Here is a 23,282-nt window from a genome sequence, read left to right on the forward strand (position 1 = left end):
ACAAAAGTGTTTTTCTGCAATTATTTAATTTTAGCAATAATAGCGTTAAATGTTTCGCTTGGACGCATTGCTTTGCTCACCAATTCAGGAGTTGGCTGGTAGTAACCTCCAATATTTTGAGCTTTTCCTTGTGCTCCGATTAATTCAGCATCGATTTTAGCTTCATTAGCTTCAAATTCAGCAGCAATTGGAGTGAAGATTGCTTTCAATTCAGCATCTTTAGTTTGAGCAGCCAAAGCCTGAGCCCAGTAGAATGCTAAATAAAAGTGAGATCCACGGTTATCAATTTGTCCAACTTTACGAGCTGGAGATTTGTCGTTTGCCAAGAATTTATCGTTAGCCTGATCTAGAGTTTCAGATAAAACAATTGCTTTAGCATTGTCTAAAGTCTGTCCTAAATGCTCTAATGAAGCACCAAGAGCTAAAAATTCTCCTAATGAATCCCAACGTAAATATCCTTCTTCTGTAAATTGCTCAACGTGTTTAGGAGCAGATCCTCCAGCGCCAGTTTCAAACAATCCACCACCATTCATTAACGGAACGATAGACAACATTTTAGCAGAAGTTCCTAATTCTAAAATTGGGAATAAATCTGTTAAATAGTCACGTAAAACGTTTCCTGTTACAGAAATAGTATCTAAACCTTTGATGATTCTGTCTAAAGTAAATTCAGTTGCAGCAACTGGGTTTAAGATACGGATATCTAGGTTTGTAGTATCGTAGTCTTTAAGGTATTTTTGAACTTTTACGATCAATTCTCTGTCGTGCGCTCTGTTTTCGTCTAACCAGAAAACAGCAGGAGTATCAGATAAACGAGCTCTGTTTACAGCCAATTTAACCCAGTCTTGAATAGGAGCGTCTTTTGCCTGACACATTCTGAAAATGTCGTTAGCTTCAACGTTTTGCTCCATTAAAACAGTTCCGTTTGCATCGACAACACGAACAACTCCGTCAGCTTTCATTTGGAAAGTTTTGTCGTGAGATCCGTATTCTTCAGCTTTTTGAGCCATTAATCCAACGTTAGGAACGCTTCCCATTGTTTTTGGATCAAAAGCACCGTGTTTTTTACAGAAATCGATAGTTGCAGTATAAATTCCAGCATAAGATCTATCAGGAATAACAGCAAATGTATCTTGCGCTTTTCCTTCTTTGTTCCACATTTGTCCAGAAGTACGGATCATTGCTGGCATAGAAGCATCAACAATTACGTCTGAGGGAACGTGTAAGTTTGTAATTCCTTTATCAGAATTAACCATTGCCAAGGCAGGACCGTTTTCGATTGCCTGTGCAATAGCAGCTTCAACTTCTGCTTGTTCAGGTCTTCCAGCAATTTTAGCGTAGATATCTCCTAAACCGTTTCTTGTGTCAACGTTTAATTCTGCAAATAAAGATTCGTATTTTTTGAAAACATCTGCAAAATATACTTCAACGATAGCGCCAAAGATAATTGGGTCAGAAACTTTCATCATTGTAGCTTTCAAGTGTACAGAAAGTAAAACTCCTGCAGCTTTAGCGTCAGCAATTGCCTCTGCAGCAAAAGCTTTTAATTTATTTACACTTAAAACAGAGCTGTCGATAATTTCGCCTGCTTTTAGAGGAGTGCTTGCTTTAAGTACAGTTGCAGTTCCGTCTTTAGCAACGAATTCAATTTTTACATCATTAGCTTCATTTACAGTCAATGATTTTTCACTTCCGTAAAAATCACCGTTTGACATAGAAGCTACTTTAGTTTTTGAGTCAGCAGACCAAGCGCCCATCGAGTGCGGGTTTGCTTTTGCAAAGTTTTTAACTGCTCTTGGAGCTCTACGGTCAGAGTTTCCTTCACGTAAAACAGGGTTTACAGCAGAACCTAATACTTTTGCATATTTTGCTTTAATTTCCTTTTCAGCATCATTTTGTGGATCTTCTGGGAAATTTGGTACGTTATATCCGTGTGATTGTAATTCAGCAATAGCAGCTTTTAACTGTGGTACAGATGCTGAAATGTTTGGTAATTTAATAATGTTAGCTTCAGGTTTTGTTGCCAATTGACCCAGTTCGGTCAATGCATCTCCGATTTTTTGAGCATCTGTTAATACTTCAGGGAAATTTGCTAATATTCTTCCTGCAAGAGAAATGTCTCTGGTTTCGATTTCAATTCCTGCTGTAGCTGTAAATGCTTGAACAATTGGTAATAGAGAATAAGTTGCCAATAAAGGCGCTTCATCGGTTAGGGTGTAGAAAATTTTTGATTTTTGTGTCATTTTTTTTTTTTTTTTATAAGCGTGTCGTCAAAGAATGGCGATGTGAAAAGTATAGTCGTCTCAAAACGAGCGGAGCAAATATAATAAAAACAGTCCGAAAACGGTGTAGTTTTGTTTCGAAATAAAGGATTTATCAGATTGTTATTTCGTGCTCGTTAAATTGTCAAATCGATGGTTTTGATATTAAAAAATTACAGTTTTGACAGTAAAAAAAATAAAGCATAAAAAAAACTCGTTTCAAAGTATATGAAACGAGTTTTTTATAACATTTAGATAAATAATTATCTTCTTTTATCTTTAATCTTAGCTTTTTTACCAGTAAGTTCTCTGAAGTAGAAAATTCTAGCTCTACGAACTGCACCTTTCTTGTTGATTTCGATTTTTTGCAAAGCTGGCAAGTTTACTGGGAAGATACGCTCAACACCAATAGCTCCAGACATTTTACGAATTGTAAAAGTTTCTGTGTTACCAGAACCTCTTCTTTGGATAACAACTCCTTTAAAGAACTGAGTTCTTGTTTTTTCACCCTCTTTAATTTCGTAGAATACTGTGATAGTGTCTCCAGCTCCGAAATCTGGGAAATCTTTTTTAGCAACGAATTCGTTTTGAACGAATTTTAATAAATCTGCCATGATATATTTTTATGATTATAGTTTATTTAAAGCAACATTCACGTGTTTCGCCAGAGGTTGGTCTAATTCGGGTGCAAATGTAGTTAAAAAAATCAATAAACAAAATCCAAATCCCAGTTTTTTAAATTGCTGATAAAATGAAAGTTAGTTGTAGTTTGCAGTGTTCAGTTTTTTAGTATTCAGTTTTTAGAATTACTTAAAATTGCTTCGGTAGACTGAATACTAAAAAACTGAACACTGATGCTATTTATCTTCTAGCAAATCTGGTCGTCTGTTTTTTGTATGTTCATATGCCATGTCTTCGCGCCATTTATCAATTTTTGCGGCATGGCCACTGGTTAAGACTTCAGGAACTTTCCAGCCTTTGTAATCAGCAGGTCTTGTGTAGATTGGTCCAGATAATAAATTATCCTGAAAACTATCGGTTAAAGCTGAAGTTTCGTCGCTTAATACTCCAGGGATTAAACGTATTAAAGCATCAGATAATACAATCGCCCCCAATTCTCCTCCTGATAAAACATAATCGCCAATTGAAATTTCTTTCGTAATAAAATGATCTCTCACTCTTTGGTCGACTCCTTTATAATGTCCGCACAAAATAATAATGTTTTCGTACATCGACATTTTGTTGGCCATTTTCTGGTTCAGCGTTTCACCGTCAGGAGACATATAAATAATTTCGTCGTAATTGCGCTGGCTTTTCAAATGTGTTATGCAGTCGTCTATAGGCTGTATCATCATTACCATTCCTGCTCCGCCTCCAAATTGATAGTCATCTACGCTTTTCTGTTTGTTGGTTGTGTAATCACGCAGATTATGAAAATGAACTTCAACCAAACCTTTGTCAATAGCACGTTTCATAATCGAAGCTTCAAAAGGACTTCTCAGTAATTCAGGTAAAATTGTTATAATGTCAATTCGCATTTTATTCAAAACTTTAAGGGCCAAAGATACAAACTAAAAATGTAGAAGCTTTCGCTTTTAAAAAATGAATAGCGAAAGTTTGAAAACCGTATAAAATTTAATACTATAATAACGTGTTTTATTTTGAATTTTGAATTTTAAATGTGTAATTTTAAAAAGCTACAATGCTAATTTTTAAAAAATTAAATAAAAAATCATATGAAAAACGCAATACTTGTCGGATTTTTACTTGCCTTGCTGGCTTCTTGCGCTACTAGCTCTAATGCCTCTGAGCAATGGGTCGGTCAGACTAAGCAGAAAATGATTACAAAATTTGGAACTCCTCTTAGAACTTTAACAGATAATCGTGATGGAGAGGTTCTTATATATGCTGAACAGTTTTTTGTTACCAATGAAGGTCAAAACGGTTCTAGGATTGCCGGACCTTCTTATTGGAATTACAATTATATCTTTGTGAATAAAGAAGGAAATATTTACTCATGGAAAAGTGAAAAGCAAAAATTTCCGCCACAGACTATTGACAGTAAAAAAATGATAGCAATTAGTGCGCTAAAATAATTTACTTTGTTTAATTTGTGTTCTTTAATTGAAGAAAGAAATGATTTCAAGAAGAGCATTTATGATAAACAGTACTTTAGCAACAGTAGGGATTTTAGCAATGCCAGCAATGGCTTTTAATTCACAAAAAAGAGATATTGGCCTACAGTTGTACACGCTTCGAAATGAATTATCGAAAGACGTAAAAACTGTTTTAGAAAAAGTTTCTAAGGCAGGATTTACGTCTGTAGAAACGTATGGCTTTTCTACTAAAGATCAGTTTTGGGGTGTTACTCCAACTGAATTGAAAAAAATGCTTGACGCTAATGGACTAAAAGCCGTAAGCGGACATTATAACTCTGGTTCCTTTTTAGTAGACGGAGATCTATCTGAATTAAAGGCTTCTATTGAAGCCGCTAAAATCCTAAAAAGTAGATATCTTACCATTCCGTGGGTCGATGAACCATTTCGGAGAAATCTTCAGGATTATAAAATCATTGCTTCAAGGTTAAGCCAAGCTGCTGTATTGTGTCGGGAATCAGATTTACAGCTTGTTTATCACAATCACGATTTTGAGTTTCAGAAACATAACGGGATTACAGGATACGAAATTCTTCTTAGCGAAACCGATAAAAACTCCGTTTATTTTGAATTAGATTTGTACTGGGTTATTCATTCTGGAAATGACCCTCTTAAGCTATTTAGAGAAAATCCAGGAAGGTTCAAATTATGGCATGTAAAAGACATGGATAAAAATAATCCGACCTTAAATACAGAAGTAGGCAACGGCAGCATCGATTTTAAAGCTATTTTTGAAGAAGCTTCATTATCGGGCATGAAATATTATTTTGTTGAGCAGGAAAATAATTTTGCTCTTGATTCTTTCCAGTCCATAAAAAGCAGTTGTGATTTTATTTCTAAAAACTTAATCTAGTAAATTTGATTTATGAAGAGATTTGTTTTGTTCCTTTTATTGCTTGTTTGTTCTTGTAATTCGAAGAAAAGTGATTACTTCGATAGTATTGCAGAAAATGATATTAAACTTTTTCCTCCAAAGCCTGGTGATTGGTTGTATTCTCGAAAAGAGAAAGGACAAACTTTTGAGCAATTCTCTAAGTCAAAACATGTAATTCCGACAAAAGAAAATAACATTATTTATTTAAAGCCAATAGGTGAATTCGATTCGCTGCAGATTCGGCAAATTGAATTGGTTCGTCAGTATCTAGAAATATTTTTTCAATTAGAAACAAAGGTTCAGAAAAATGCATCAAATGCTATTATTTCAAAAGAGGCTAGAAGAATTGGTACGGAGAAACAGGAACAATTTTTAGCGGGTTTTATTTTGGATAGTGTTTTGAAAAAAGAAAGACCCCAGAACGGAATAGCATTAATGGCTTTAACAGAAAAAGATTTGTATCCAAAACCAGAATGGACGTTTGTTTTTGGGCTAGCTTCGTATCGAGATAAAATAGGCGTAAGTTCGATTTATAGACTTCAGGATAAAAGCTTAAAGGGTAAAGATTTTAATTTATGTTTAGAAAGATTGCTTAAAATCTGTTCTCATGAAATCGGACATATGTTTGGTTTACATCATTGTATTGATGCAGATTGTGTTATGAATGGAACGAATAGTTTGAGTGAAACTGATGAACATTCACTTAGATTGTGTTCAATTTGCCAAAGGAAATTAAATTCAGGATTTAAATACGATAATCTAAAAAGGCTAAAAGAATTAGAAAAATATTTTAAAGAGAATCATTTGACTGATGGCTTAGCTTTAATGGAAAAAGATCTGGAAGAAATTAAAAAATAAATAGAAATGAAAACAAGTAAAGAATTTATAAAAGGAGACGAAATAGAGTGGGAAGTAGTTGGTGAAGGAATAAAACGCAAGATTTTGGCTTTTGACAAAAGTGTAATGCTTGTCAATGTTCATTTTGAAAAGGGAGCAGTAGGTGTTTTACATGAGCATTATCACACACAGGTTACGTATATAGCAAGCGGAAAATTTGATGTTACCATAAATGGAGTTACGCAAGCTCTAAAAGAAGGCGACAGTTTTTACATTCCTCCTCATGCGATTCATGGAGTTGTATGCCAAGAAACCGGAATGCTGACAGATGTTTTCAGTCCTGCACGAGAAGACTTTTTAAATTACTAAGAGGTTTGAAAAAAATAACCATATAAGTGATTTAAGAGAATTTAAGTTTAATTTACAGATTCTCAAAGATGTTAAATGAACTTATATCGCTTATATGGTTTATAAAAATCTTAAAATTTATGTATTTTTTAAAGTTTTGCTAAAGATTAGAGTGGTATTTTTGCAGCATGAATTTATCCAAAACAAATGTACTTTTTATGGCAGTTTGCACTGGTCTTATAGTTGCAAATCTTTATTACTGCCAGCCTTTGATTGTTTTAATTGCCAACGAATTTAAAATTCCTGAAGCCAATGCCGGGACAATAACCTATCTTACTCAGGCAGGTTATGCGATTGGTTTGTTTTTTATGGTACCGCTTGGTGATAAAATAGAACGAAAAAGGCAGATTCTAATGACTACTTTTGCAACGGTATTGGCGCTATTGGTTGCCGCAACAGCCAAGAGTTTTCTAGTATTGCAGATTGCTTCATTGCTAATCGGGATCACTTCAATCGTGCCCCAACTGATTTTGCCTTTGGCAGCTTCATTAAGTGCTCCTGAACAAAGAGGGAAAGTCGTTGGAACTATTATGAGTGGTCTTTTAGTTGGAATTCTGCTTTCGCGAACTTTAAGCGGATTTATTGGTCAGGTTTTAGGCTGGAGGTCCATGTTTTATATCGCGGCCGGAATTTGTCTTTTGATCTTTTTTGTCATTCAAAGTAAATTTCCAGTTAATAAACCTCAGTTTCAAGGTACTTACGGACAGTTAATTCAATCTTTGTTTACACTGATAAAAACACAGCCAGTTTTGCGCGAAGCAACGGCAATCAATGTTTTTAGTTTTGCCCAATTTGGAGCGTTTTGGACAACAATGGTTTTATTGCTTTCTGGAGAACCATTTAACTTCAATAGTGCTACAATTGGTTTGTTCGGAATTGTAGGCGCTTCTGGAGCTTTAGCTGCGCCTTTAGTTGGGAAACTTGGAGACAAAGGAAATTCAAGAATTGCAGTGGGTTACGGTATTTTATTGATTCTAATAAGCTTCTTGATTTTTTACTTTTCAATTGAAAGCGTAATCGGAATTGCAATCGGAATCGTATTTATTGATATTGGAATTCAAGGTGTCCATATTTCCAATCAAACACGTGTTTATTCTTTAATGCCAGAAGCTAGAAACAGATTAAATACTGTATTTATGTCGCTTACTTTTTTAGGAACTGCCGCTGGATCTGCGTACGGATTATTACTATGGAAATTAGGAGGATGGCACGCTGTAACAATAGGATGCATGGTTTTATCTTTGCTGTCATTAGCAGTTTACGGACTAACCTATAAATCAAAATCTAAAAAGCAAAAAGCACAAATTGATTAAAAAATTAATTTGTAAATTTGCGTTCAAATTAAAAATTACAACAATGGAAAACGGAATATACGCTAAATTCAACACTAGCAAAGGTTCGATTTTAGTAAAATTGACACACGATTTAACACCAGGAACTGTAGGGAACTTTGTGGCTCTTGCGGAAGGAAATATGGAAAATAAAGTAAAGCCTCAAGGACAAAAATTCTACGATGGTCTAAACTTCCATAGAGTTATTGCTGATTTCATGATTCAAGGAGGATGTCCTAAAGGAACTGGAACTGGAGATCCAGGATATAAATTTGATGACGAGTTTCATCCAAGCCTAAAACACGATCGTCCAGGAGTTTTGTCTATGGCAAATTCAGGGCCAGGAAGTAATGGTTCTCAATTCTTCATCACACATGTACCGACTTCATGGTTAGACGGGAAACACACTGTTTTTGGTCATGTTATCGAAGGACAGGATGTTGTTGATGCTGTTGCTCAAGGTGATGCTTTAGATACTCTAGAGATTATCAGAGTAGGTGAAGAAGCTCAAAAATGGAATGCGATTGAAGCTTTCATCGGTTTAAAAGGTGCTCGTCTAAAAAGAGAAGCAGCTTTAAAAGCAGAATCTGAAGCAAAAATGGAACAATTAGCAGCTGGTTTTGATAAAACTGAAAGTGGTTTGCGTTATAAAATGATCCAAAAAGGTGAAGGTAAGAGAGCGGAAGCAGGAAAAACAGTTTCTGTTCACTACGAAGGATCTTTAGAAAACGGAAAAGTTTTTGATTCTTCTTACCCACGTAAAAAACCAATCGAATTCAAATTAGGAATTGGGCAAGTTATCGAAGGATGGGACGAAGGTATTGCATTATTGCAAGTTGGAGACAAAGCTCGTTTTGTAATTCCATCTGATTTAGCTTATGGTCCATCTGGAGCAGGAGGGGTTATTCCACCAAACGCAACTTTAATTTTTGACGTTGAATTAATGGACGTAAAATAAGAATTTAGACCAATTATAAATTGTCTTGATATTAAATCCCATTCGGCCTGCGAATGGGATTTTTTTTATATTTACTCAAAAAAAACAGAGACAATTAATGAAATCAAAAATTTTAATTTTAAGTGCTGCTACAATTGTATTATTCTCTTGTGGAACACAAAAAACGGCAGTTGCTGAAGCGCCACCAAAGAGCATAGAAGTGAAAGAAGAGGTTGCTTTAACTCCAGAATTGTTGGAAGGTAAAAATCTATACGAAAACAGCTGTGCAAAATGTCATAAATTGTATGAGCCGAAAAAATTTGATAAAGAAAAATGGGCTCCAATTTTGGTAAGAATGCAGAAAAAAGCGAAGTTAGACGATGTGAAAATGGCTTCGATTACCAATTATATACATTCACAATTGTAATTGTGACTTTAGAAAAAAGCATAAAAAAACTGTTCAATCGAACAGTTTTTTTATTTTCAGATAGATATAAAAAAAACACCGTCAAAGAATGAGGTGTTTAAAAAGTTAAGAATGCGAAACAGCCGAATTATCTACAGCTATTACTTTTAAAGTCTTTATTCCAGCTGGAAGTTCCCAATCAACTTCATCATTTTCTTTGAAGCCGATAATAGCTACGCTTAAAGGTGCTAGAATTGAAATTTTAGATTGTTTGATGTCAGCAGAAGATGGTAGAACAATTTGAATTCTCATTTGTTTATTTGCTTTTACATCTTCAATTGTTACTATAGAATTGATTCGGATTACAGAACTGTCCAATTCGCTTTCTTTACTGATTACTGCACGGTCTAATTCCTGCGAAAGCTGATTGGCTTCTTTAGTATTTGTTGAGTTTTTACTTTTTAAAATCAATTCTCTTAAAAATTGATAATCTGATTTACAGAAAGTGGGTGTTGGTTTCATATCTATATTGAATTTATTGTTATACTATTTAAGTAATTTTTTCTTCTTATGGATTTATAAACAAATGCATTTTAATCTTTAAAAAAAACAATAATCGAAAATGCTTAAATTGGAAAAACAAAAAAATATCTGACCAAAATTGATTTTTGTCAAATAAATAAATGTTTAAGCTTGATGTAAATCCTCCGTCAAAAAGAAGAAAATTGAAGTAGACGGAGGCCTAATTAATAAAGGCCTTATTATGTGAAATAATTACAGCGTCAAGCGGTTTTGCAAAGCAAAACGACTTTCTAGAGGCTGTAAATGGTATTTTATTTCCCATAAGGATGATTAAATTGATTTGCAAAGATAGGGAATCTTTTTGAAAATAAGCAATTGTTATTTCCATTTGATGCTGCAGCCAATGCTTGGCTTCTGCAATTCTTTCAAACTTCTGTTGTAAATTAGGGCATCAATGGCACCTCTAAGGTCGCTTCCGCTGAGTGGAATTCCGTTTCCAGGTCTCGAATCATCTAATTGGCCTCGATAGAATAATTTATCTTGGGTATCAAATAAATAAAAGTCTGGAGTACAGGCTGCTTGATAGGCTTTAGCAGTTTCCTGACTCTCATCATACAGATATGGAAAATCGATTTTGTTTTCTAATGCAAATTCTGTCATTAATGCTGGAGAATCTTGTGGATATTTTACAATATCGTTGCTGGAAATAGCAATTATTCCAATTCCCTGAACACGATAATCGTTGGCAATCATTGCAATTTCTTTGATAACGTGCAATACAAACGGACAATGATTACACATAAAAATCACTAAAGTCCCTTGTGATCCTTTTAAATCTGCAAACGAAAAAGTGTTGTTTGAATTAGTATCTTTCAAAAAGAATTCAGGAGCTATTGTTCCCAAAGGAATCATGTTTGAAGGTGTCTGTGCCATTTTCAGTCAGAAATTAGATTTTCAAAAATAGAACTATTATTCTGTAAATAAAAGCGCACAAGTGTAAAAAAATATCCGGAGAATCATCAGTTAGTCAAAACGCAATTCTCCAGATAATATGAAGGGTTTATGAATTTAGAAAGTCAAGTAAATCTTCATTTAATTTTTCTCTTTCGGTGTAAAATAAGCCGTGTGGCGCACCTTCGTAAACAATATAAGTGTTGTTAGCAATAGATTCTGAAGCTTTTTTAGAAGTCAGTTCCATCGGAACTATTTTGTCGTCATCTCCATGAATAATTAGAGTTGGGACTTTTATTGAACTCAATTCATCTCTAAAATCGGTTGTATTTAAAGATGCTGCACATTGCAATGTTGCTCTAGGCGAAGCTACAGAACATAAATTTCTGTAGTATTCTAACAGCGGAGTGCTTAAGGGTTTGTTGATAATATTAACACCAAAAAAGATTTTGCCAAAATTATCTAGAAAACCAATTCTGTCTTCATTTATAGATGCAGCTGTGCTTTCGCTTTTTTCTACTGGACGTCCATCAGGATTGTCTTCAGTTTTTAATAGAAACGGAATGATAGAGGAAACTAGAACGGCTTTTGCAACGCCTTTTCCGTGATGTCTGCTAAAGTAACGAACGACTTCGCCACCGCCCATCGAAAAGCCAACCAAAGTTGCTTCTTCTAATTGAAGTTGTTCTATAATTTCGCTCAAATCATCAGTAAGAGTGTCAAAATCATAGCCGTTCCAAGGTTGTGAAGATTTTCCAAAACCTCTTCGGTCATAAGCGATTACTCTGAAATTGTTTTGTACCAAAAATTCAATTTGGTATTCCCACATTTCATTTGATAACGGCCATCCATGTATTAGGATTACGGGTTTTCCTTTGCCGTAATCTTTCACATAAAGTCTTACGTTTTGAGCTGTTTCTATATATTTATCTGTATTGTGTTGTCTGATATCAAAATCATAATCTCTTAGAGATGGACTGGCATTCATTACACTATTTTCCATTTTCTATACTTTTAATGTTAGTTTCAATTACAAGTCCCGTAAAATTAGAGCCGTAGTTCAAAAAAAGGGTTATAGAATTATACTACTTCATTACAAAATTTATAGGTTTGTAATTAAATCTTAATTTAGAATAGAATGGATTTAACTTGGAATGAATTTGAAAGAACCGATATGCGAATTGGGACAATTGTTGAGGTAAACGATTTTCCCGAAGCCAGAAAGCCAGCTTTTCAGCTTACAATTGATTTTGGACCCGAAATCGGAATCAGAAAATCATCGGCTCAAATTACTAAAAGGTATAAAAAAGAAGATTTAGTGAACCGCCAAATTGTATCGGTTGTAAATTTTCCGAAGAAACAAATCGGAAAATTTATGAGTGAATGCCTTGTTTTGGGAGCAATAGGAGAGGACGGAGACGTGATTTTATTGTCTCCAGATTTTAAGATTGAAAACGGACTTCGAATAGGTTAGTTTTCAGTTTTTAGTTTTTAGTGTTCAGTTTTTTAGTAATCAGTAAAAAGACTGAACACTAAAAAAAGACTGAACACTGACCACTTTTTTCTAAGTTATTCTAGAAAGAAAATCACGTAAAATAGTTTGTCCTTCTTCCCAATATTTTAGGTCAGAATCGGAGTTGATGTGTCCTTGTTGTCCAACATTTACAAAATCGCTTCCCCAGGCTTCTGCAAAGTGTCTTTTTCTTTCGAAAGAAGCGTAAGGGTCATTTTCGCTAGCCACAACTACCGATGGAAAAGGTAATTTATAAACGGGCATCGGGGCAAAATTCCGAATACTATCAGGTGTATGTTCCGGAGAATCAACATCTGCAGGAGCGACCAAAAAAGCGCCGATAATATAAGGATTGTTATGTGCTTCTGCCCAATGTAAAACAAGAGAAACTGCCAAGCTGTGTGCAACTAAAATAGTTGGTTTGTCAAGTTTTAAAACGTGTTCGTTTAACCTCGCAATCCATTCTTTGCGAATGGGTTCGTCCCAATTATCCTGTACAATACGAATTGAATTTTCAAATTTTTCGTGCCAGAAAGTCTGCCAGTGTTTTTCGCCCGAATTTCCAAGTCCGGGTAAAATTAAGAGTTGTGTTTCCATTGCCGTGGATTTTTATTTAGTGATTATTTTTTAAGTTCTTTCAGTATTCGGTTTACTTCATTTACCAATAGCGGAAAAGCAGGTTCTGTCATTCCGTGACCATAACCGTCGAGTTCGTAAAGTTTAGTTTGTTTGTGTCCGTTCAATTTCATCATTCTGGCCAAGTATGCGTTTTCTTCATAACGGCCTAACATCTCCAGCTCACGGTCGCCTGTAATTAGTAGCAAAGGTGGAGCGTCTGCACGAGCATGATAAAGCGGTGCAAAAGCATCAATTATTGGTTGTTTTTCTGGAATTCCGTTTTCTCTTCTAATTTCAAAATGTGTGATGCACTGTCCGCTAAACGGAATTAAACCTGCAATTTGATTGGCATCGATAGTCTCTTTTTGAAGCCATTTTTTATCCAAACCAATCATCATGGCCAAATATCCTCCAGCAGAATGTCCAGAAACAAAAATAGAAGACTTGTCTCCACCATAGCTGGCGATATTGTTAAATGCCCAGGCAACTGCAGCGGCAGCGTCTTCAATTGCTTTTGCGGCCTTAACTTTCGGCGAAAGCCTATAATTTACTCCAATTATGGCAAATCCCTTATTTTTTAAAGCGTCTGGAATTTCTTTGTTTCCTCCCGTCAGTCCGCCTCCGTGAAACCAGACAATTGTTGCAAATCCTGTTTTGTTCTTTGGATAATAAATATCAAGTACACATCTTTCGTTTATATACTTATCAGATTTATTTACAGATGCACTATAATATTGAATGTTGTTTTTCGTTTCATATTCTACATTCTGTGCAGATAATGAAATCCAGCAAAGAAAGAAACTTAGAAGAAGGACTATTTTTTTCATTTTTTTTTGGAAATTAAATGTAACAAGTCGAGAGTTATAAGTTTATAAGGATTTAGAAATAGACATTTAACATCTAACATCTAGCGTTAACTCATAACTAAAATTATAAAAAAAGTCCAAAATGCGGAACAAATTGGACTCGTACTTTTTTCAAGTTATGTTTGATTATATATCGTCAAAATCAATGTCAGTAAAGCTTGATCTTGGGCTTTCAATCTTATCTGAACCGTATTCTTTTTTGAAATCTTTTTGATGTCTTTCAGAAATTACTTCCTCGCCTTTGTGGTTTAAGACATATGAAGTCATTTCTTCTAGTATTTCTGCAAAGGCACCAAAATCTTCTTTGTATAAGTAAATTTTGTGTTTTTTGAAGTGAAACGAACCATCCTCTTCTGTAAATTTTTTGCTTTCGGTAATTGTGATATAATAATCGTCAGCTTTGGTTGCTCTTACATCAAAGAAATAAGTTCTTCTTCCGGCTCGTAATACTTTAGAAAAAATCTCTTCTTTTTCTAACATGTCATTTTCTCTCATAATACGTTCTATCATTATTTTGGAATTAATAGTAATCAAAAATCATAAAAAAATATCTATTACGCAACAATTAAAGTAATTCTTTTTCCGAAAGTTGTTTTAAATATAACGATGCATAATAGCCCTCCTGATTTATTAATTGATTATGAGTGCCTTGTTGAATTATCTTACCATCTTCAAGAATAATAATTTTGTCTGCGTTCTTTGCAGATGAAACCCGGTGACTCACAATTATCGTGGTTTTATCTTTGCAGATTTCAAATAAATTATTCAAAATAGTTTCCTCCGTTTCGGTGTCTACGGCCGATAAACAGTCATCAAACAAAAGAATTTCGGGATTTTTGATAATGGCTCTTGCAATAGAAACTCTCTGTTTCTGTCCGCCTGACAATGTGATTCCTCTTTCTCCCAAAATTGTCTCATATTGTTTGTTAAAAGCAATGATATTGTCATGAACAACGGCATTTTTTGCAGCCTCCATAACTTCTTCATCAGTAGCTTGCTGATTCCCGAATTTGATGTTGTTTTTGATTGTATCAGAAAAGAGAAAAGCATCCTGAGGAACAATTCCGATACTGTTTCGAAGGTTGTTTAAGTTTAAGGTGCTGATTTCTTTTTCATCAATCAAAAGCTGTCCTTTTGTTACGTCGTATAGTCTTGAAATTAATGAAAGTATGGTCGATTTTCCAGAACCGGTTTTGCCTAAAATGGCCAATGTTTCTCCTTTTTTTATTGTAAAAGAAACATTTTGAAGCGCCTCTATGTTGGTGTCGCTGTAGGTATAGCTCACATTTTCGAAAGTAATTGTTCCTTTTATTTCAGATTTTCCTTCGTTGTTGTTTTTGATTTCTGGTTCAATTTTTAAAAATTCATTTAAACGTTTTTGAGAAGCTTCGGCCTCCTGAACCATCGACGAAACCCAGCCAAGAGAGGCAACCGGCCACGTCAACATATTGACGTATAATATGAATTCTGCAATCGTTCCGATGTTTGGGATTGAGCCGTTTATGTACATTACGCCACCAAAATAAATAACAACCAAGTTGCTGATTCCGATTAGGGCAATCATCAAAGGACCAAAAAGAGATTGCACTTTGGCCAAATCAAGACTCTTGCTTTTGCTTTCTTCTGCCAGCGCCACCATATTATTCTGATGCTGATTTTCTAAAGAATAAGCTTTGATTACACGGATTCCAGAAAATATCTCCTGCGTAAAACTCGAAACTTTTGATAAGTACTGCTGGAAAGTAGTGCTTCTTTTATTGATTTCGGAGCTCAGCTTAAAAATACAAAATGACAAGATTGGAAGCGGTAAAATGGTGTATAAAGTAAGCAGCGGCGAAACACTGTACATGAATATGATCACAATGATAAAACGAATTGCCGTATTGATGGTGTACATTACCGCTGGCCCAACATACATACGGACTTTAGAAACGTCTTCGCTTATTCTGTTCATTAAATCTCCTGTACGGTTTTGCTTGTAGAAATTCTGTGATAGTATCTCATATTGCCTAAAGACTTCATTTTTTAAATCAAATTCAATATGACGAGACATTACAATTAAAGTCTGACGCATCAAGAATGTCAGGAAGCCAGCTACAATCGTTGTTCCTATGATTAACAATACGTTATGAATTAATTCGTTCTGAAAAAGATTTATTGCTGTCGACGAAGATTGTTCTGCAGGAGATAGTTTGTCAAACCTTTCTATGGCATCAAAAGACTTGCTTACAAGTTTCGGCGTAAACAAGGAGAATATTTGTGCGATAATGGTTGTTAAAATTCCTAAAGAAAAACTGTATTTGTATTTTATGAAATATTTGTTTAAATAGCTTAGTTCTTTCATTTTTTTAAGAAATCTTATGTTGAAACTAATTGCGTTTTATAAAAAACTTTGAATTAAAATGATTGTAAAGCACAATTTAGTTAAAACAAAACGATTGTTGTATTGTTATTTTATGGATAAAAAATTAGCACATGTGTATTTTTTAATTATGTTTGAGTTGTCTTTTTGACGAATTCATAAATTTTAACAAATAAACAGCAGTGCTATGAATGCAACTTTTGCAACTGGAAAGGAACTTCAAAAAATGGATCCTGTTTTTGGCCAGTTATCTTTTGACGATCACGAACAAATTGTGTTTTGCAACGACAAAGATACGGGTTTAAAAGCAATTATTGGTATTCATAATTCGGTTATGGGGCCAGCTTTGGGCGGAACCAGAATGTGGAACTACAACACAGAATGGGAAGCTTTAAACGATGTTTTACGTCTCTCTAGAGGAATGACGTTTAAATCTGCTATTACTGGACTTAATATTGGTGGAGGTAAAGCTGTTATTATTGGCGATGCTAAAACTCAAAAAACTCCTGAGCTGATGCGTAAATTTGGTGAATTTGTTCATTCGCTTAGCGGAAGATATATTACTGCTGAAGATGTTGGAATGGAAACCAAAGATATGGATACTGTAAGAGATGTAACTCCGTATGTAACTGGTATCTCTGAAGAAAGAGGCGGTTCTGGAAATCCATCTCCTGTAACAGCTTATGGTGTTTACTTAGGAATGAAAGCTGCAGCGAAAAGCCAATTTGGCTCTGATGTTTTGGACGGAAAAAAAGTCTTAGTTCAGGGAATTGGACATGTTGGAGAAACTTTGGTTGACTATTTGACTAAAGAAGGAGCGCAAGTGACGATTTCTGATATCAACGAAGAAAAATTATACCAGGTTGCTTCAAAATATAATGCAACAATTTATACTGGCGAAGATTTATATACTGCAGACGTTGATATTTATGCACCATGTGCAATGGGAGCAACAATTAACGATGCTACTGTAGATAAAATTAAAGCTAAAGTTATTGCAGGTGCGGCTAACAACCAATTGGCAGACGAAAATGTTCACGGTGCAAGATTACAAGAAAGAGGAATTTTATATGCTCCAGATTTCTTAATCAATGCTGGTGGAATTATCAATGTTTATGCTGAATTGGCAAATTACGATAAAGCTGAGATTATGAGTAAAACAGAGAATATCTATAACACCACTTTAGAAATTATAGAATTTGCTGCTAAAAACAATATTACAACTCACAAAGCAGCACTTACAATTGCTCAGAACAGAATTGATCAAAGAAGAATCGAGAATGCGGCTAAGTAATTAGTGTTGAGTGTTCACTTTTTTTAAGTGTTAAGTTTAAAGTCTCAATTTACAGTTTGATCTGTAAATTGAGACTTTTTTGTGTATGTTTTGGTACTGCTCACTAAACACTGATTACTGACCACTATAAGAGACTGATCACTATAAGAGACTGACCACTAAACAGCTGATTTCCGAATACTTAAAAACAAAGACTTTTTTGCGAATTAATTTTAAAATATACTTCAAAAGTTATACTTTTGCAGACTAATTTTTAAATGTTCTTACAAGGTGGTAAATAGAAGACACATACGCGTTAAGGTAATGCAGGCCATTTATGCAATGCATCAAAGCGGTTCTGATAATATGGAAAAAGAGGAGAAATTTCTTTTTTATAGCATAGACAATATTCAGGACTTGTATCTAGTAATGCTTTCGTCATTGATTGAAATATGTAAAAAAGAGTCTGTTTTTTTGCATCTATCAAGTAAAAAACATCTTGCAACTGCTGCAGAACGAAATCCAAACGAAAAATTTATCAAAAACAAGATTTTTCAGCTACTTGCCGAAAGCAACTCTTTGAGTATTGCTTTAGAAAATCGTAAAATCAATAACTGGGCTCTAAATGACGATTATATTTTACTGCTTTTAAATGATATTAAAGCTAGTGAAGTGTATGCAAAATACATGAGAAATAACGTGAACACGTTTGAAGAAGACAGACAGTTCGTTATTGATTTGTTTGCAGATGTTATTGTGCCAAATGAAAAATTGTACGAATATCTGGAAGACGATAAACTAACATGGGTTGATGATATTCCGGTGGTAAATACTCATATTATCAAGCAATTAAAAGCAATTAAAACGGAAGATTCAGACGATTTTAGAGTTCCTAGACTTTATAAAGATGTGGAAGACAAGGATTTTGCTAAAGATTTGTTTAGAAGAACAGTTTTGAATGAAACTGCGTTTGCAAAAGAATACGAAGATAAAACGCCAAATTGGGACAGTGATCGTATTGCGGAAATTGATACTATTATTTTGAAAATGGCAATCTGCGAGTTTGTTAAATTCCCTTCGATTCCGGTAAAAGTAACTCTTAACGAATATTTAGAAATTGCCAAAGAGTATTCTACACCAAAAAGCAGTATTTTTATCAACGGAATTTTAGATAATCTTGTTAAAGAACTTACTGCCAGCAAAAAAATGATTAAGACAGGCAGAGGATTGATGTAAAAAAAACAAGAGTAAAATCTGAAGACCTAAATTCAAAAAATAATTATATAACACAAAAACAAAGATTATGTCAGAAATAATGAAATTTGCTCCTTATTTATTAATGTTCGCAGTATTGTATTTCTTTATGATTATGCCTGCTCAGAAAAAGGCTAAAAGAGAAAGAGAATTTGCTCAGGCTTTAAAAGTTGGAGACAAGATTATAACAATAGGAGGAATTCACGGAAAAGTTGCTGAACTTTCAGAAACTTCTTTAGTAATAGAAACAATGTCTGGAAAGCTAAAAATTGAAAGATCTGCTATTTCTTTAGAAAAAACAGCAGCTTTGAATAACGTTGGTAATAAAAAAGCTTAAGCTTTTAAATTTTCAAAAAAAATATAAATCCCAAATTCTAAAATGGAGTTTGGGATTTTTTTGTTTGTCATTGTCATGAAAAAAAACTTTGTCAAGTTTTAAAACTTGACAAAGTTTTTTTTTCATTTGGCTCTTCGATTCTGTTAAGAATGACAGCAACGTTGGAATTTGGAATTTAAAAAATTGAAATTTTAGAAAAATTACCTGTATTTATCATTCAGACCAACATTGGCCAAAATCATTGGAATCACTTTTTCAATTCTTGAGATTTTGGTTTTTTCCTGTTTAGCAGATTCAATATATTCTAAAAACTCATATTGTTTGTAAGGTTTGAAACTCTCAAAAGCTTTTTTTAAAGCTGGATTTTGCTCCATTTCTTTATTCAGTAATTCTGAAATTATAGTTTCTTTTTTAGAAGGTTTTATTACTTTTCCGTGCTTTTCGTTTTCAATCGCTTCGTAAATATATTCTAAGACTTCTTTTTCATTTACCTCTTCCTTAGAAGTAAAACGCCACTGGCGTAACGATTTTGTTACTTCTTCTTGAGCATTTACCAGTTTCTTTTTGGTGTCTTTAAGAAAAACGCCATTGAAAAACCAAATGGTAAAATAATCTTTAAAACCGCCAATCCCGACGACATTTTTCTTTTCGTAAACATAAACTGGACCGCCCCATTTTGTGGTTTCGATTAGTTCTGTTTTGTCAAGAATAGATTTAAGAAAAAGCAATTCTTCTTCCCATTTTTCACTATACTTCCAAATGCCTTTATTTTCGGATTGATGTTCCAAATTAACCTCTTTTTTTAGTTTTTTCTGATGCGTCAAAAATTCCTGGAATTGCTGTTAATTCAGCAATTTTCACAATAACATCAGTCGCTTTCTGAATGCTTTCTGCCGGAACATATTCGTATTTTCCATGAAAATTATGACCACCAGCAAAAATATTCGGACACGGCAATCCCATATACGAAAGCTGCGAACCATCAGTACCACCACGAATAGGTTTTATGATTGGCTTGATGCTTAATTCTCTCATTGCTTTTTCGGCAATATCAACAATATGCTTTACAGGAAGAACTTTTTCTTTCATATTGTAGTACTGATCTTTTACTTCTGCAATTACAATGTCTTCACCGAATTTTTTGGCAAATTTCTTATTGAATTGTTTTGCCAATTTATGAATTAATTCTTTTCGTTTTTCGAATTTCTTTTTATTATGATCGCGGATAATCAATTCTAAAACAGTTTCTTCTATATTTCCTTTTATGTGGTGAACATGAAAAAAACCTTCATAACCTTTGGTTTCTTGAGGTGTTTCTCCTTTCGGAAGTTCGTTTATAAATTCATTTGCCAAAAGCATCGAATTGATCATTTTTCCTTTTGCATAACCAGGATGAACGCTTTTTCCCTTAAAAGTGATTTTTGCTCCTGCGGCATTAAAATTTTCATATTCTAGTTCGCCAATTTGGCTTCCATCCATGGTATAAGCCCATTGTGCACCAAATTTTTCTACATCAAAATGATGTGCGCCACGTCCGATTTCTTCGTCAGGAGTAAAGCCTATTCTGATTTTTCCGTGTTTAATTTCTGGATGCTGAATTAGATATTCCATTGCCGACACAATTTCTGTTATTCCGGCTTTATCATCGGCGCCTAACAGCGTTGTTCCGTCAGTGGTAATGATGGTTTGTCCTTTATATTGAAGTAAATCTTTAAAATAATTTGGCGATAAAATAATGTTTTTTTCTGCATTCAGAACGATATCTTTTCCATCGTAATTTTCAACAATTTGAGGTTTTACATTGGCACCACTAAAATCTGGGGATGTATCAAAATGAGAGATGAAACCAATTGTCGGCACTTCGTGATTTACGTTGCTAGGAAGCGTTGCCATGATGTATGCTTTATCATCAATAGTGACATCTTCTAATCCGATTGATTTTAGTTCGTCAACTAATTTATTAGCAAGATTCCATTGTTTTTGAGTACTTGGTGTTGTTTGAGAATTCGGATCTGATTCTGTATCAATTGTTACATAACTGATAAAACGATCTATGATATGTTGCATTTTTTTAGAATTTTAGCAAATATAGAAAAAATATTCTGCTGTGAAATTAGCCTCAATTATCTCGTTTAATAAAAAAGGGATTCTTTAAAGAACCCCTTTCGATTGTTTTGAAGTTGTTATATGCTTTTTACACATCTAAAACCAACATGATTTGCGGCTGAACGATATTCTCCTTTTCCTCTTGTGCCAACCATGTAGCGTGTACAATATTGGTCGGTGCATAAAAATGAACCTCCTCTGTGTACACGTTTTATTTCTGTTGGATCATTTGGGTCATAATAAGCATCAGGCCCTTTTGGATTTTTTGTCGTTTTACCACTTTCGGCCAATGATTTGTAATAGTTAACACTATACCAGTCGTTTACCCATTCCCAAACATTGCCTGCCATATCATAAAGGCCGTAAGCGTTTGGAGCATATTGGGCAGTTGGCGCAATTCCTTTAAATCCGTCTTCTCCAGTATCGCCGTCTTTTATTGGGAAGTGCCCCTGATAGATATTGGCCTGAAATTTTCCTTTTGGTTTTAAATCATTTCCCCAAGCATACAAGTTTCCGGTTTTGCCTCCACGCGCTGCAAATTCCCATTCAGCTTCGGTTGGAAGCCTTTTTCCTGCCCATTTTGCGTAAGCGACCGCATCTTCGTACACTACATGAACTACAGGATATTTTTCTTTTCCTTTAATAGTGCTCTGAGGCCCGTAGGGATGTCTCCAATCGGCTCCAGGTTCGTAACGCCACCATTGCAGAAAATTATTCAAATTAACAGCCGATGGAGTAGGAGTAAAGACAACGGAACCTGTGATTAAATCCGCTTCATTTGCAGTCGGAAATTCTTCTTTTGTTGGTTTTTGTTCTGCTACAGTTACATAACCCGTTGCTTTTACAAATTTTTCAAATTCTTCGTTCGTAACTTCTGTCTGATCCATATAAAATCCGTCAACATGAACACGATGGATCGGAGCTGCGTCTTTGGTAACACCTTTTATGCTGCACAGGCTTTCATCTTCAACATTGCTTCCCATCGAAAATTCACCTCCAGGAATCCAGACCATTCCTTTTGGAACTTTTCCGGCTGGTTTAGATTTATTTTCAATCGTCGGCTTAAAATCAGAACCTGCATTTGTATTAGGAATCTCAGTACAGTCCTGTGCAATTGTTTCTTTTTTTGGATTCGCAAGTTTGGTAAAACTATAAGCAATTGATATTATAGAAATTGTCAGTAATCCTAAAATCCATAGGGTTTTGTTTTTCATGGTATTTCGTTTTTGGGTCTGGTGTCAGTTATCAAATAGAATGCGCTAAAATTATAAAAATTACTTTTATTATTATACTAATTCTATAGGATTAATAAATTTATTTATCTTCTTCAACCAGAACAACTTCGTATTTGTTCTTTCCATCTACTTGAACAGGCTGGTAGTATGTTTCTCCAAATTTGATGTATTTTATATTGCCTATGGTAACCTCTTCGCCTCCTTCGGGTAGGTTGTCGACCAATGTTCCTGCTGTCGGAGGCACTACTTTGTAATTGCTTCCGTCTTTTTCGTAGAAAGTTCCTCCGTAATAATAATTATTGACAGTTCCTGTATTGACAGTTTGAGCGCCACTCGGAATATTATTTACTGTCCCGCCAACTGGAGCCGAAACAACTTGATAACCACCATTGTTTGGAGCATACCAATTTCCCTGGTCGTAATGATATTGGGTGTTTTCGACGCTTACGACAATTGCGGTAACTGCAAGGGTAGTAACAAAAAATCCCCATGGATGCCAAACTGGACCCCAATAAAAAGGACGGTAAGGATGATAGTAATAAGGATGATATCCGTAATAGCGATACCCGCCGTAAACATAGGGAGGACGTGCATAAACAACAGTATTTCTTCTTACTACAGTATTACGGTTGTTGTTGATTGTAATGTCTCTACTTCGGTCAACATTTCGAGTATTTCCGCTGATGTTGGTGTTCCTGTTGCCAGTTCTATTGTTGTTGTTTCTATTTGTGTTTGCTGGTCTGGCAGTTTTGTTGTTGGCATTTGCAGGTCTGCTAATTTTATTATTTGAATTAGCAGGCCTAGTTTCTTTATTAGCAGAATTAGCAGGTCGTTGAACGCCACCTCTGTTAGAATTGGGTCTTGTGGTTTGTGTAGGTCTTGTATGTGTCGCACCGCCGATGTTGCCGCCTCTATGTGCGCCACCACCGCCACGACGCTGGGCAAAACTGTCTATTGAAATTAGAAGAACAGATGCAATCATACACAATAGTGATATTTTTTTTAGTGTTTTATATATGTTTTTCATTTTCAGTT

General features: G+C 34.7%; 25 protein-coding genes. 11 read left to right on the plus strand and 14 right to left on the minus strand.

Going from position 1 to position 23,282, the window contains the following annotated elements:
* Window positions 1-20 precede the first annotated feature (20 nt).
* The 3 genes from ACFFLS_RS06470 to trmD all read right to left on the minus strand — a co-directional run bounded on the left by ACFFLS_RS06470 (window position 21) and on the right by trmD (window position 3,799).
* Window positions 21-2,243, minus strand: coding sequence for an NADP-dependent isocitrate dehydrogenase (locus ACFFLS_RS06470; RefSeq protein WP_379685720.1), 2,223 nt, complete (start codon window positions 2,241-2,243; stop codon window positions 21-23).
* 281 nt (window positions 2,244-2,524) lie between these two features.
* Complete coding sequence (gene rplS, locus ACFFLS_RS06475; protein WP_057124480.1) at window positions 2,525-2,875, minus strand: 50S ribosomal protein L19; 351 nt, start codon at window positions 2,873-2,875, stop codon at window positions 2,525-2,527.
* Window positions 2,876-3,118: 243 nt separating this feature from the next.
* Window positions 3,119-3,799 (minus strand): tRNA (guanosine(37)-N1)-methyltransferase TrmD, encoded by a 681-nt coding sequence (gene trmD / locus ACFFLS_RS06480; protein ID WP_379689249.1) that lies wholly within the window; start codon window positions 3,797-3,799, stop codon window positions 3,119-3,121.
* Window positions 3,800-3,997: 198 nt separating this feature from the next.
* Here trmD and ACFFLS_RS06485 point away from each other — a divergent pair, with 198 nt between their 5' ends.
* The 7 genes from ACFFLS_RS06485 to ACFFLS_RS06515 all read left to right on the plus strand — a co-directional run bounded on the left by ACFFLS_RS06485 (window position 3,998) and on the right by ACFFLS_RS06515 (window position 9,231).
* Complete coding sequence (locus ACFFLS_RS06485) at window positions 3,998-4,357, plus strand: hypothetical protein (protein WP_379685721.1); 360 nt, start codon at window positions 3,998-4,000, stop codon at window positions 4,355-4,357.
* 40 nt (window positions 4,358-4,397) lie between these two features.
* Window positions 4,398-5,270, plus strand: coding sequence for a sugar phosphate isomerase/epimerase family protein (locus ACFFLS_RS06490; protein ID WP_379685722.1), 873 nt, complete (start codon window positions 4,398-4,400; stop codon window positions 5,268-5,270).
* A gap of 12 nt (window positions 5,271-5,282) precedes the next feature.
* Window positions 5,283-6,149 carry a Zn-dependent protease gene (locus ACFFLS_RS06495; RefSeq protein WP_379685723.1) on the plus strand — a complete coding sequence of 289 codons (867 nt, stop codon included), beginning with the start codon at window positions 5,283-5,285 and terminating at the stop codon, window positions 6,147-6,149.
* Window positions 6,150-6,155: 6 nt separating this feature from the next.
* Window positions 6,156-6,497, plus strand: a complete 342-nt coding sequence (locus ACFFLS_RS06500) for a cupin domain-containing protein (protein WP_379685724.1) — start codon at window positions 6,156-6,158, stop codon at window positions 6,495-6,497.
* A 197-nt stretch (window positions 6,498-6,694) separates the two neighbouring features.
* Window positions 6,695-7,849 carry an MFS transporter gene (locus ACFFLS_RS06505; RefSeq protein WP_379685725.1) on the plus strand — a complete coding sequence of 385 codons (1,155 nt, stop codon included), beginning with the start codon at window positions 6,695-6,697 and terminating at the stop codon, window positions 7,847-7,849.
* 43 nt (window positions 7,850-7,892) lie between these two features.
* Entirely contained in the window at window positions 7,893-8,825 is a 933-nt protein-coding gene (locus ACFFLS_RS06510; RefSeq protein ID WP_379685726.1) for a peptidylprolyl isomerase, read from the plus strand.
* 97 nt (window positions 8,826-8,922) lie between these two features.
* On the plus strand, window positions 8,923-9,231 hold the full coding sequence (locus ACFFLS_RS06515) for a cytochrome c (protein ID WP_379685727.1): 309 nt from the start codon (window positions 8,923-8,925) through the stop codon (window positions 9,229-9,231).
* A gap of 105 nt (window positions 9,232-9,336) precedes the next feature.
* On the opposite strand, the gene ACFFLS_RS06520 is transcribed toward ACFFLS_RS06515, so the two are convergent.
* From ACFFLS_RS06520 to ACFFLS_RS06530, 3 genes are all read right to left on the minus strand, one after another.
* Window positions 9,337-9,732 carry a GreA/GreB family elongation factor gene (locus tag ACFFLS_RS06520; RefSeq protein ID WP_379685728.1) on the minus strand — a complete coding sequence of 132 codons (396 nt, stop codon included), beginning with the start codon at window positions 9,730-9,732 and terminating at the stop codon, window positions 9,337-9,339.
* Window positions 9,733-10,110: 378 nt separating this feature from the next.
* Window positions 10,111-10,665, minus strand: coding sequence for a thioredoxin family protein (locus ACFFLS_RS06525; RefSeq protein WP_379685729.1), 555 nt, complete (start codon window positions 10,663-10,665; stop codon window positions 10,111-10,113).
* A gap of 127 nt (window positions 10,666-10,792) precedes the next feature.
* Window positions 10,793-11,686 carry an alpha/beta fold hydrolase gene (locus tag ACFFLS_RS06530; RefSeq protein WP_379685730.1) on the minus strand — a complete coding sequence of 298 codons (894 nt, stop codon included), beginning with the start codon at window positions 11,684-11,686 and terminating at the stop codon, window positions 10,793-10,795.
* A gap of 135 nt (window positions 11,687-11,821) precedes the next feature.
* Here ACFFLS_RS06530 and ACFFLS_RS06535 point away from each other — a divergent pair, with 135 nt between their 5' ends.
* Window positions 11,822-12,157: a tRNA-binding protein gene (locus tag ACFFLS_RS06535; RefSeq protein ID WP_379685731.1), complete on the plus strand. Its 336-nt coding sequence runs from the start codon at window positions 11,822-11,824 to the stop codon at window positions 12,155-12,157.
* A gap of 90 nt (window positions 12,158-12,247) precedes the next feature.
* On the opposite strand, the gene ACFFLS_RS06540 is transcribed toward ACFFLS_RS06535, so the two are convergent.
* From ACFFLS_RS06540 to ACFFLS_RS06555, 4 genes are all read right to left on the minus strand, one after another.
* Complete coding sequence (locus ACFFLS_RS06540) at window positions 12,248-12,793, minus strand: RBBP9/YdeN family alpha/beta hydrolase (protein WP_379685732.1); 546 nt, start codon at window positions 12,791-12,793, stop codon at window positions 12,248-12,250.
* A 23-nt stretch (window positions 12,794-12,816) separates the two neighbouring features.
* Window positions 12,817-13,641, minus strand: coding sequence for an alpha/beta hydrolase (locus ACFFLS_RS06545; protein WP_379685733.1), 825 nt, complete (start codon window positions 13,639-13,641; stop codon window positions 12,817-12,819).
* Window positions 13,642-13,806: 165 nt separating this feature from the next.
* Complete coding sequence (locus ACFFLS_RS06550; RefSeq protein ID WP_379686379.1) at window positions 13,807-14,175, minus strand: PUR family DNA/RNA-binding protein; 369 nt, start codon at window positions 14,173-14,175, stop codon at window positions 13,807-13,809.
* Between the two features lie 70 nt (window positions 14,176-14,245).
* The gene (locus ACFFLS_RS06555) at window positions 14,246-16,024 is read right to left on the minus strand and encodes an ABC transporter ATP-binding protein (protein WP_379685734.1); all 1,779 of its coding nucleotides are present in this window, start codon (window positions 16,022-16,024) and stop codon (window positions 14,246-14,248) included.
* Between the two features lie 205 nt (window positions 16,025-16,229).
* Between ACFFLS_RS06555 and ACFFLS_RS06560 the strand changes: the two genes are divergently transcribed.
* The 3 genes from ACFFLS_RS06560 (at window position 16,230) to yajC (ending at window position 18,906) form a co-directional block, all read left to right on the plus strand.
* Entirely contained in the window at window positions 16,230-17,336 is a 1,107-nt protein-coding gene (locus ACFFLS_RS06560) for a Glu/Leu/Phe/Val family dehydrogenase (protein WP_379685735.1), read from the plus strand.
* Window positions 17,337-17,639: 303 nt separating this feature from the next.
* Window positions 17,640-18,551, plus strand: coding sequence for a transcription antitermination factor NusB (gene nusB, locus ACFFLS_RS06565; protein ID WP_379686380.1), 912 nt, complete (start codon window positions 17,640-17,642; stop codon window positions 18,549-18,551).
* 67 nt (window positions 18,552-18,618) lie between these two features.
* Window positions 18,619-18,906, plus strand: a complete 288-nt coding sequence (yajC, locus tag ACFFLS_RS06570) for a preprotein translocase subunit YajC (RefSeq protein WP_379685736.1) — start codon at window positions 18,619-18,621, stop codon at window positions 18,904-18,906.
* Window positions 18,907-19,106: 200 nt separating this feature from the next.
* Here the strand turns inward: yajC and ACFFLS_RS06575 are convergent, their stop codons facing one another.
* The 4 genes from ACFFLS_RS06575 to ACFFLS_RS06590 all read right to left on the minus strand — a co-directional run bounded on the left by ACFFLS_RS06575 (window position 19,107) and on the right by ACFFLS_RS06590 (window position 23,274).
* Entirely contained in the window at window positions 19,107-19,694 is a 588-nt protein-coding gene (locus ACFFLS_RS06575) for a YdeI/OmpD-associated family protein (protein ID WP_379685737.1), read from the minus strand.
* A gap of 1 nt (window position 19,695) precedes the next feature.
* On the minus strand, window positions 19,696-20,973 hold the full coding sequence (gene pepT / locus ACFFLS_RS06580) for a peptidase T (protein WP_379685738.1): 1,278 nt from the start codon (window positions 20,971-20,973) through the stop codon (window positions 19,696-19,698).
* Between the two features lie 116 nt (window positions 20,974-21,089).
* A complete protein-coding gene (locus ACFFLS_RS06585) occupies window positions 21,090-22,226 on the minus strand; it encodes a formylglycine-generating enzyme family protein (RefSeq protein ID WP_379685739.1) in 1,137 nt (378 codons plus the stop codon).
* Window positions 22,227-22,326: 100 nt separating this feature from the next.
* Window positions 22,327-23,274, minus strand: coding sequence for a DUF6515 family protein (locus tag ACFFLS_RS06590; RefSeq protein WP_379685740.1), 948 nt, complete (start codon window positions 23,272-23,274; stop codon window positions 22,327-22,329).
* Window positions 23,275-23,282: the final 8 nt, after the last annotated feature.

Origin of the sequence: Flavobacterium procerum (assembly GCF_042431625.1) — a bacterium.
Classification (GTDB): domain Bacteria; phylum Bacteroidota; class Bacteroidia; order Flavobacteriales; family Flavobacteriaceae; genus Flavobacterium; species Flavobacterium procerum.

What these genes read in the sequence shown, in the direction of transcription:
- ACFFLS_RS06540 (WP_379685732.1), bottom strand. Translation starts at nt 12,793, where the DNA reads ATGGAAACACAACTCTTAATTTTACCCGGACTTGGAAATTCGGGCGAA.
- ACFFLS_RS06505 (WP_379685725.1), top strand. Translation starts at nt 6,695, where the DNA reads ATGGCAGTTTGCACTGGTCTTATAGTTGCAAATCTTTATTACTGCCAG.
- ACFFLS_RS06550 (WP_379686379.1), bottom strand. Translation starts at nt 14,175, where the DNA reads ATGAGAGAAAATGACATGTTAGAAAAAGAAGAGATTTTTTCTAAAGTA.
- ACFFLS_RS06515 (WP_379685727.1), top strand. Translation starts at nt 8,923, where the DNA reads ATGAAATCAAAAATTTTAATTTTAAGTGCTGCTACAATTGTATTATTC.
- ACFFLS_RS06500 (WP_379685724.1), top strand. Translation starts at nt 6,156, where the DNA reads ATGAAAACAAGTAAAGAATTTATAAAAGGAGACGAAATAGAGTGGGAA.
- ACFFLS_RS06545 (WP_379685733.1), bottom strand. Translation starts at nt 13,641, where the DNA reads ATGAAAAAAATAGTCCTTCTTCTAAGTTTCTTTCTTTGCTGGATTTCA.
- ACFFLS_RS06525 (WP_379685729.1), bottom strand. Translation starts at nt 10,665, where the DNA reads ATGGCACAGACACCTTCAAACATGATTCCTTTGGGAACAATAGCTCCT.
- ACFFLS_RS06535 (WP_379685731.1), top strand. Translation starts at nt 11,822, where the DNA reads ATGGATTTAACTTGGAATGAATTTGAAAGAACCGATATGCGAATTGGG.
- nusB (WP_379686380.1), top strand. Translation starts at nt 17,640, where the DNA reads ATGCAGGCCATTTATGCAATGCATCAAAGCGGTTCTGATAATATGGAA.
- pepT (WP_379685738.1), bottom strand. Translation starts at nt 20,973, where the DNA reads ATGCAACATATCATAGATCGTTTTATCAGTTATGTAACAATTGATACA.
- trmD (WP_379689249.1), bottom strand. Translation starts at nt 3,799, where the DNA reads ATGCGAATTGACATTATAACAATTTTACCTGAATTACTGAGAAGTCCT.
- ACFFLS_RS06470 (WP_379685720.1), bottom strand. Translation starts at nt 2,243, where the DNA reads ATGACACAAAAATCAAAAATTTTCTACACCCTAACCGATGAAGCGCCT.
- ACFFLS_RS06555 (WP_379685734.1), bottom strand. Translation starts at nt 16,024, where the DNA reads ATGAAAGAACTAAGCTATTTAAACAAATATTTCATAAAATACAAATAC.
- ACFFLS_RS06495 (WP_379685723.1), top strand. Translation starts at nt 5,283, where the DNA reads ATGAAGAGATTTGTTTTGTTCCTTTTATTGCTTGTTTGTTCTTGTAAT.
- ACFFLS_RS06590 (WP_379685740.1), bottom strand. Translation starts at nt 23,274, where the DNA reads ATGAAAAACATATATAAAACACTAAAAAAAATATCACTATTGTGTATG.
- yajC (WP_379685736.1), top strand. Translation starts at nt 18,619, where the DNA reads ATGTCAGAAATAATGAAATTTGCTCCTTATTTATTAATGTTCGCAGTA.
- rplS (WP_057124480.1), bottom strand. Translation starts at nt 2,875, where the DNA reads ATGGCAGATTTATTAAAATTCGTTCAAAACGAATTCGTTGCTAAAAAA.
- ACFFLS_RS06585 (WP_379685739.1), bottom strand. Translation starts at nt 22,226, where the DNA reads ATGAAAAACAAAACCCTATGGATTTTAGGATTACTGACAATTTCTATA.
- ACFFLS_RS06510 (WP_379685726.1), top strand. Translation starts at nt 7,893, where the DNA reads ATGGAAAACGGAATATACGCTAAATTCAACACTAGCAAAGGTTCGATT.
- ACFFLS_RS06520 (WP_379685728.1), bottom strand. Translation starts at nt 9,732, where the DNA reads ATGAAACCAACACCCACTTTCTGTAAATCAGATTATCAATTTTTAAGA.
- ACFFLS_RS06560 (WP_379685735.1), top strand. Translation starts at nt 16,230, where the DNA reads ATGAATGCAACTTTTGCAACTGGAAAGGAACTTCAAAAAATGGATCCT.
- ACFFLS_RS06530 (WP_379685730.1), bottom strand. Translation starts at nt 11,686, where the DNA reads ATGGAAAATAGTGTAATGAATGCCAGTCCATCTCTAAGAGATTATGAT.
- ACFFLS_RS06485 (WP_379685721.1), top strand. Translation starts at nt 3,998, where the DNA reads ATGAAAAACGCAATACTTGTCGGATTTTTACTTGCCTTGCTGGCTTCT.
- ACFFLS_RS06490 (WP_379685722.1), top strand. Translation starts at nt 4,398, where the DNA reads ATGATTTCAAGAAGAGCATTTATGATAAACAGTACTTTAGCAACAGTA.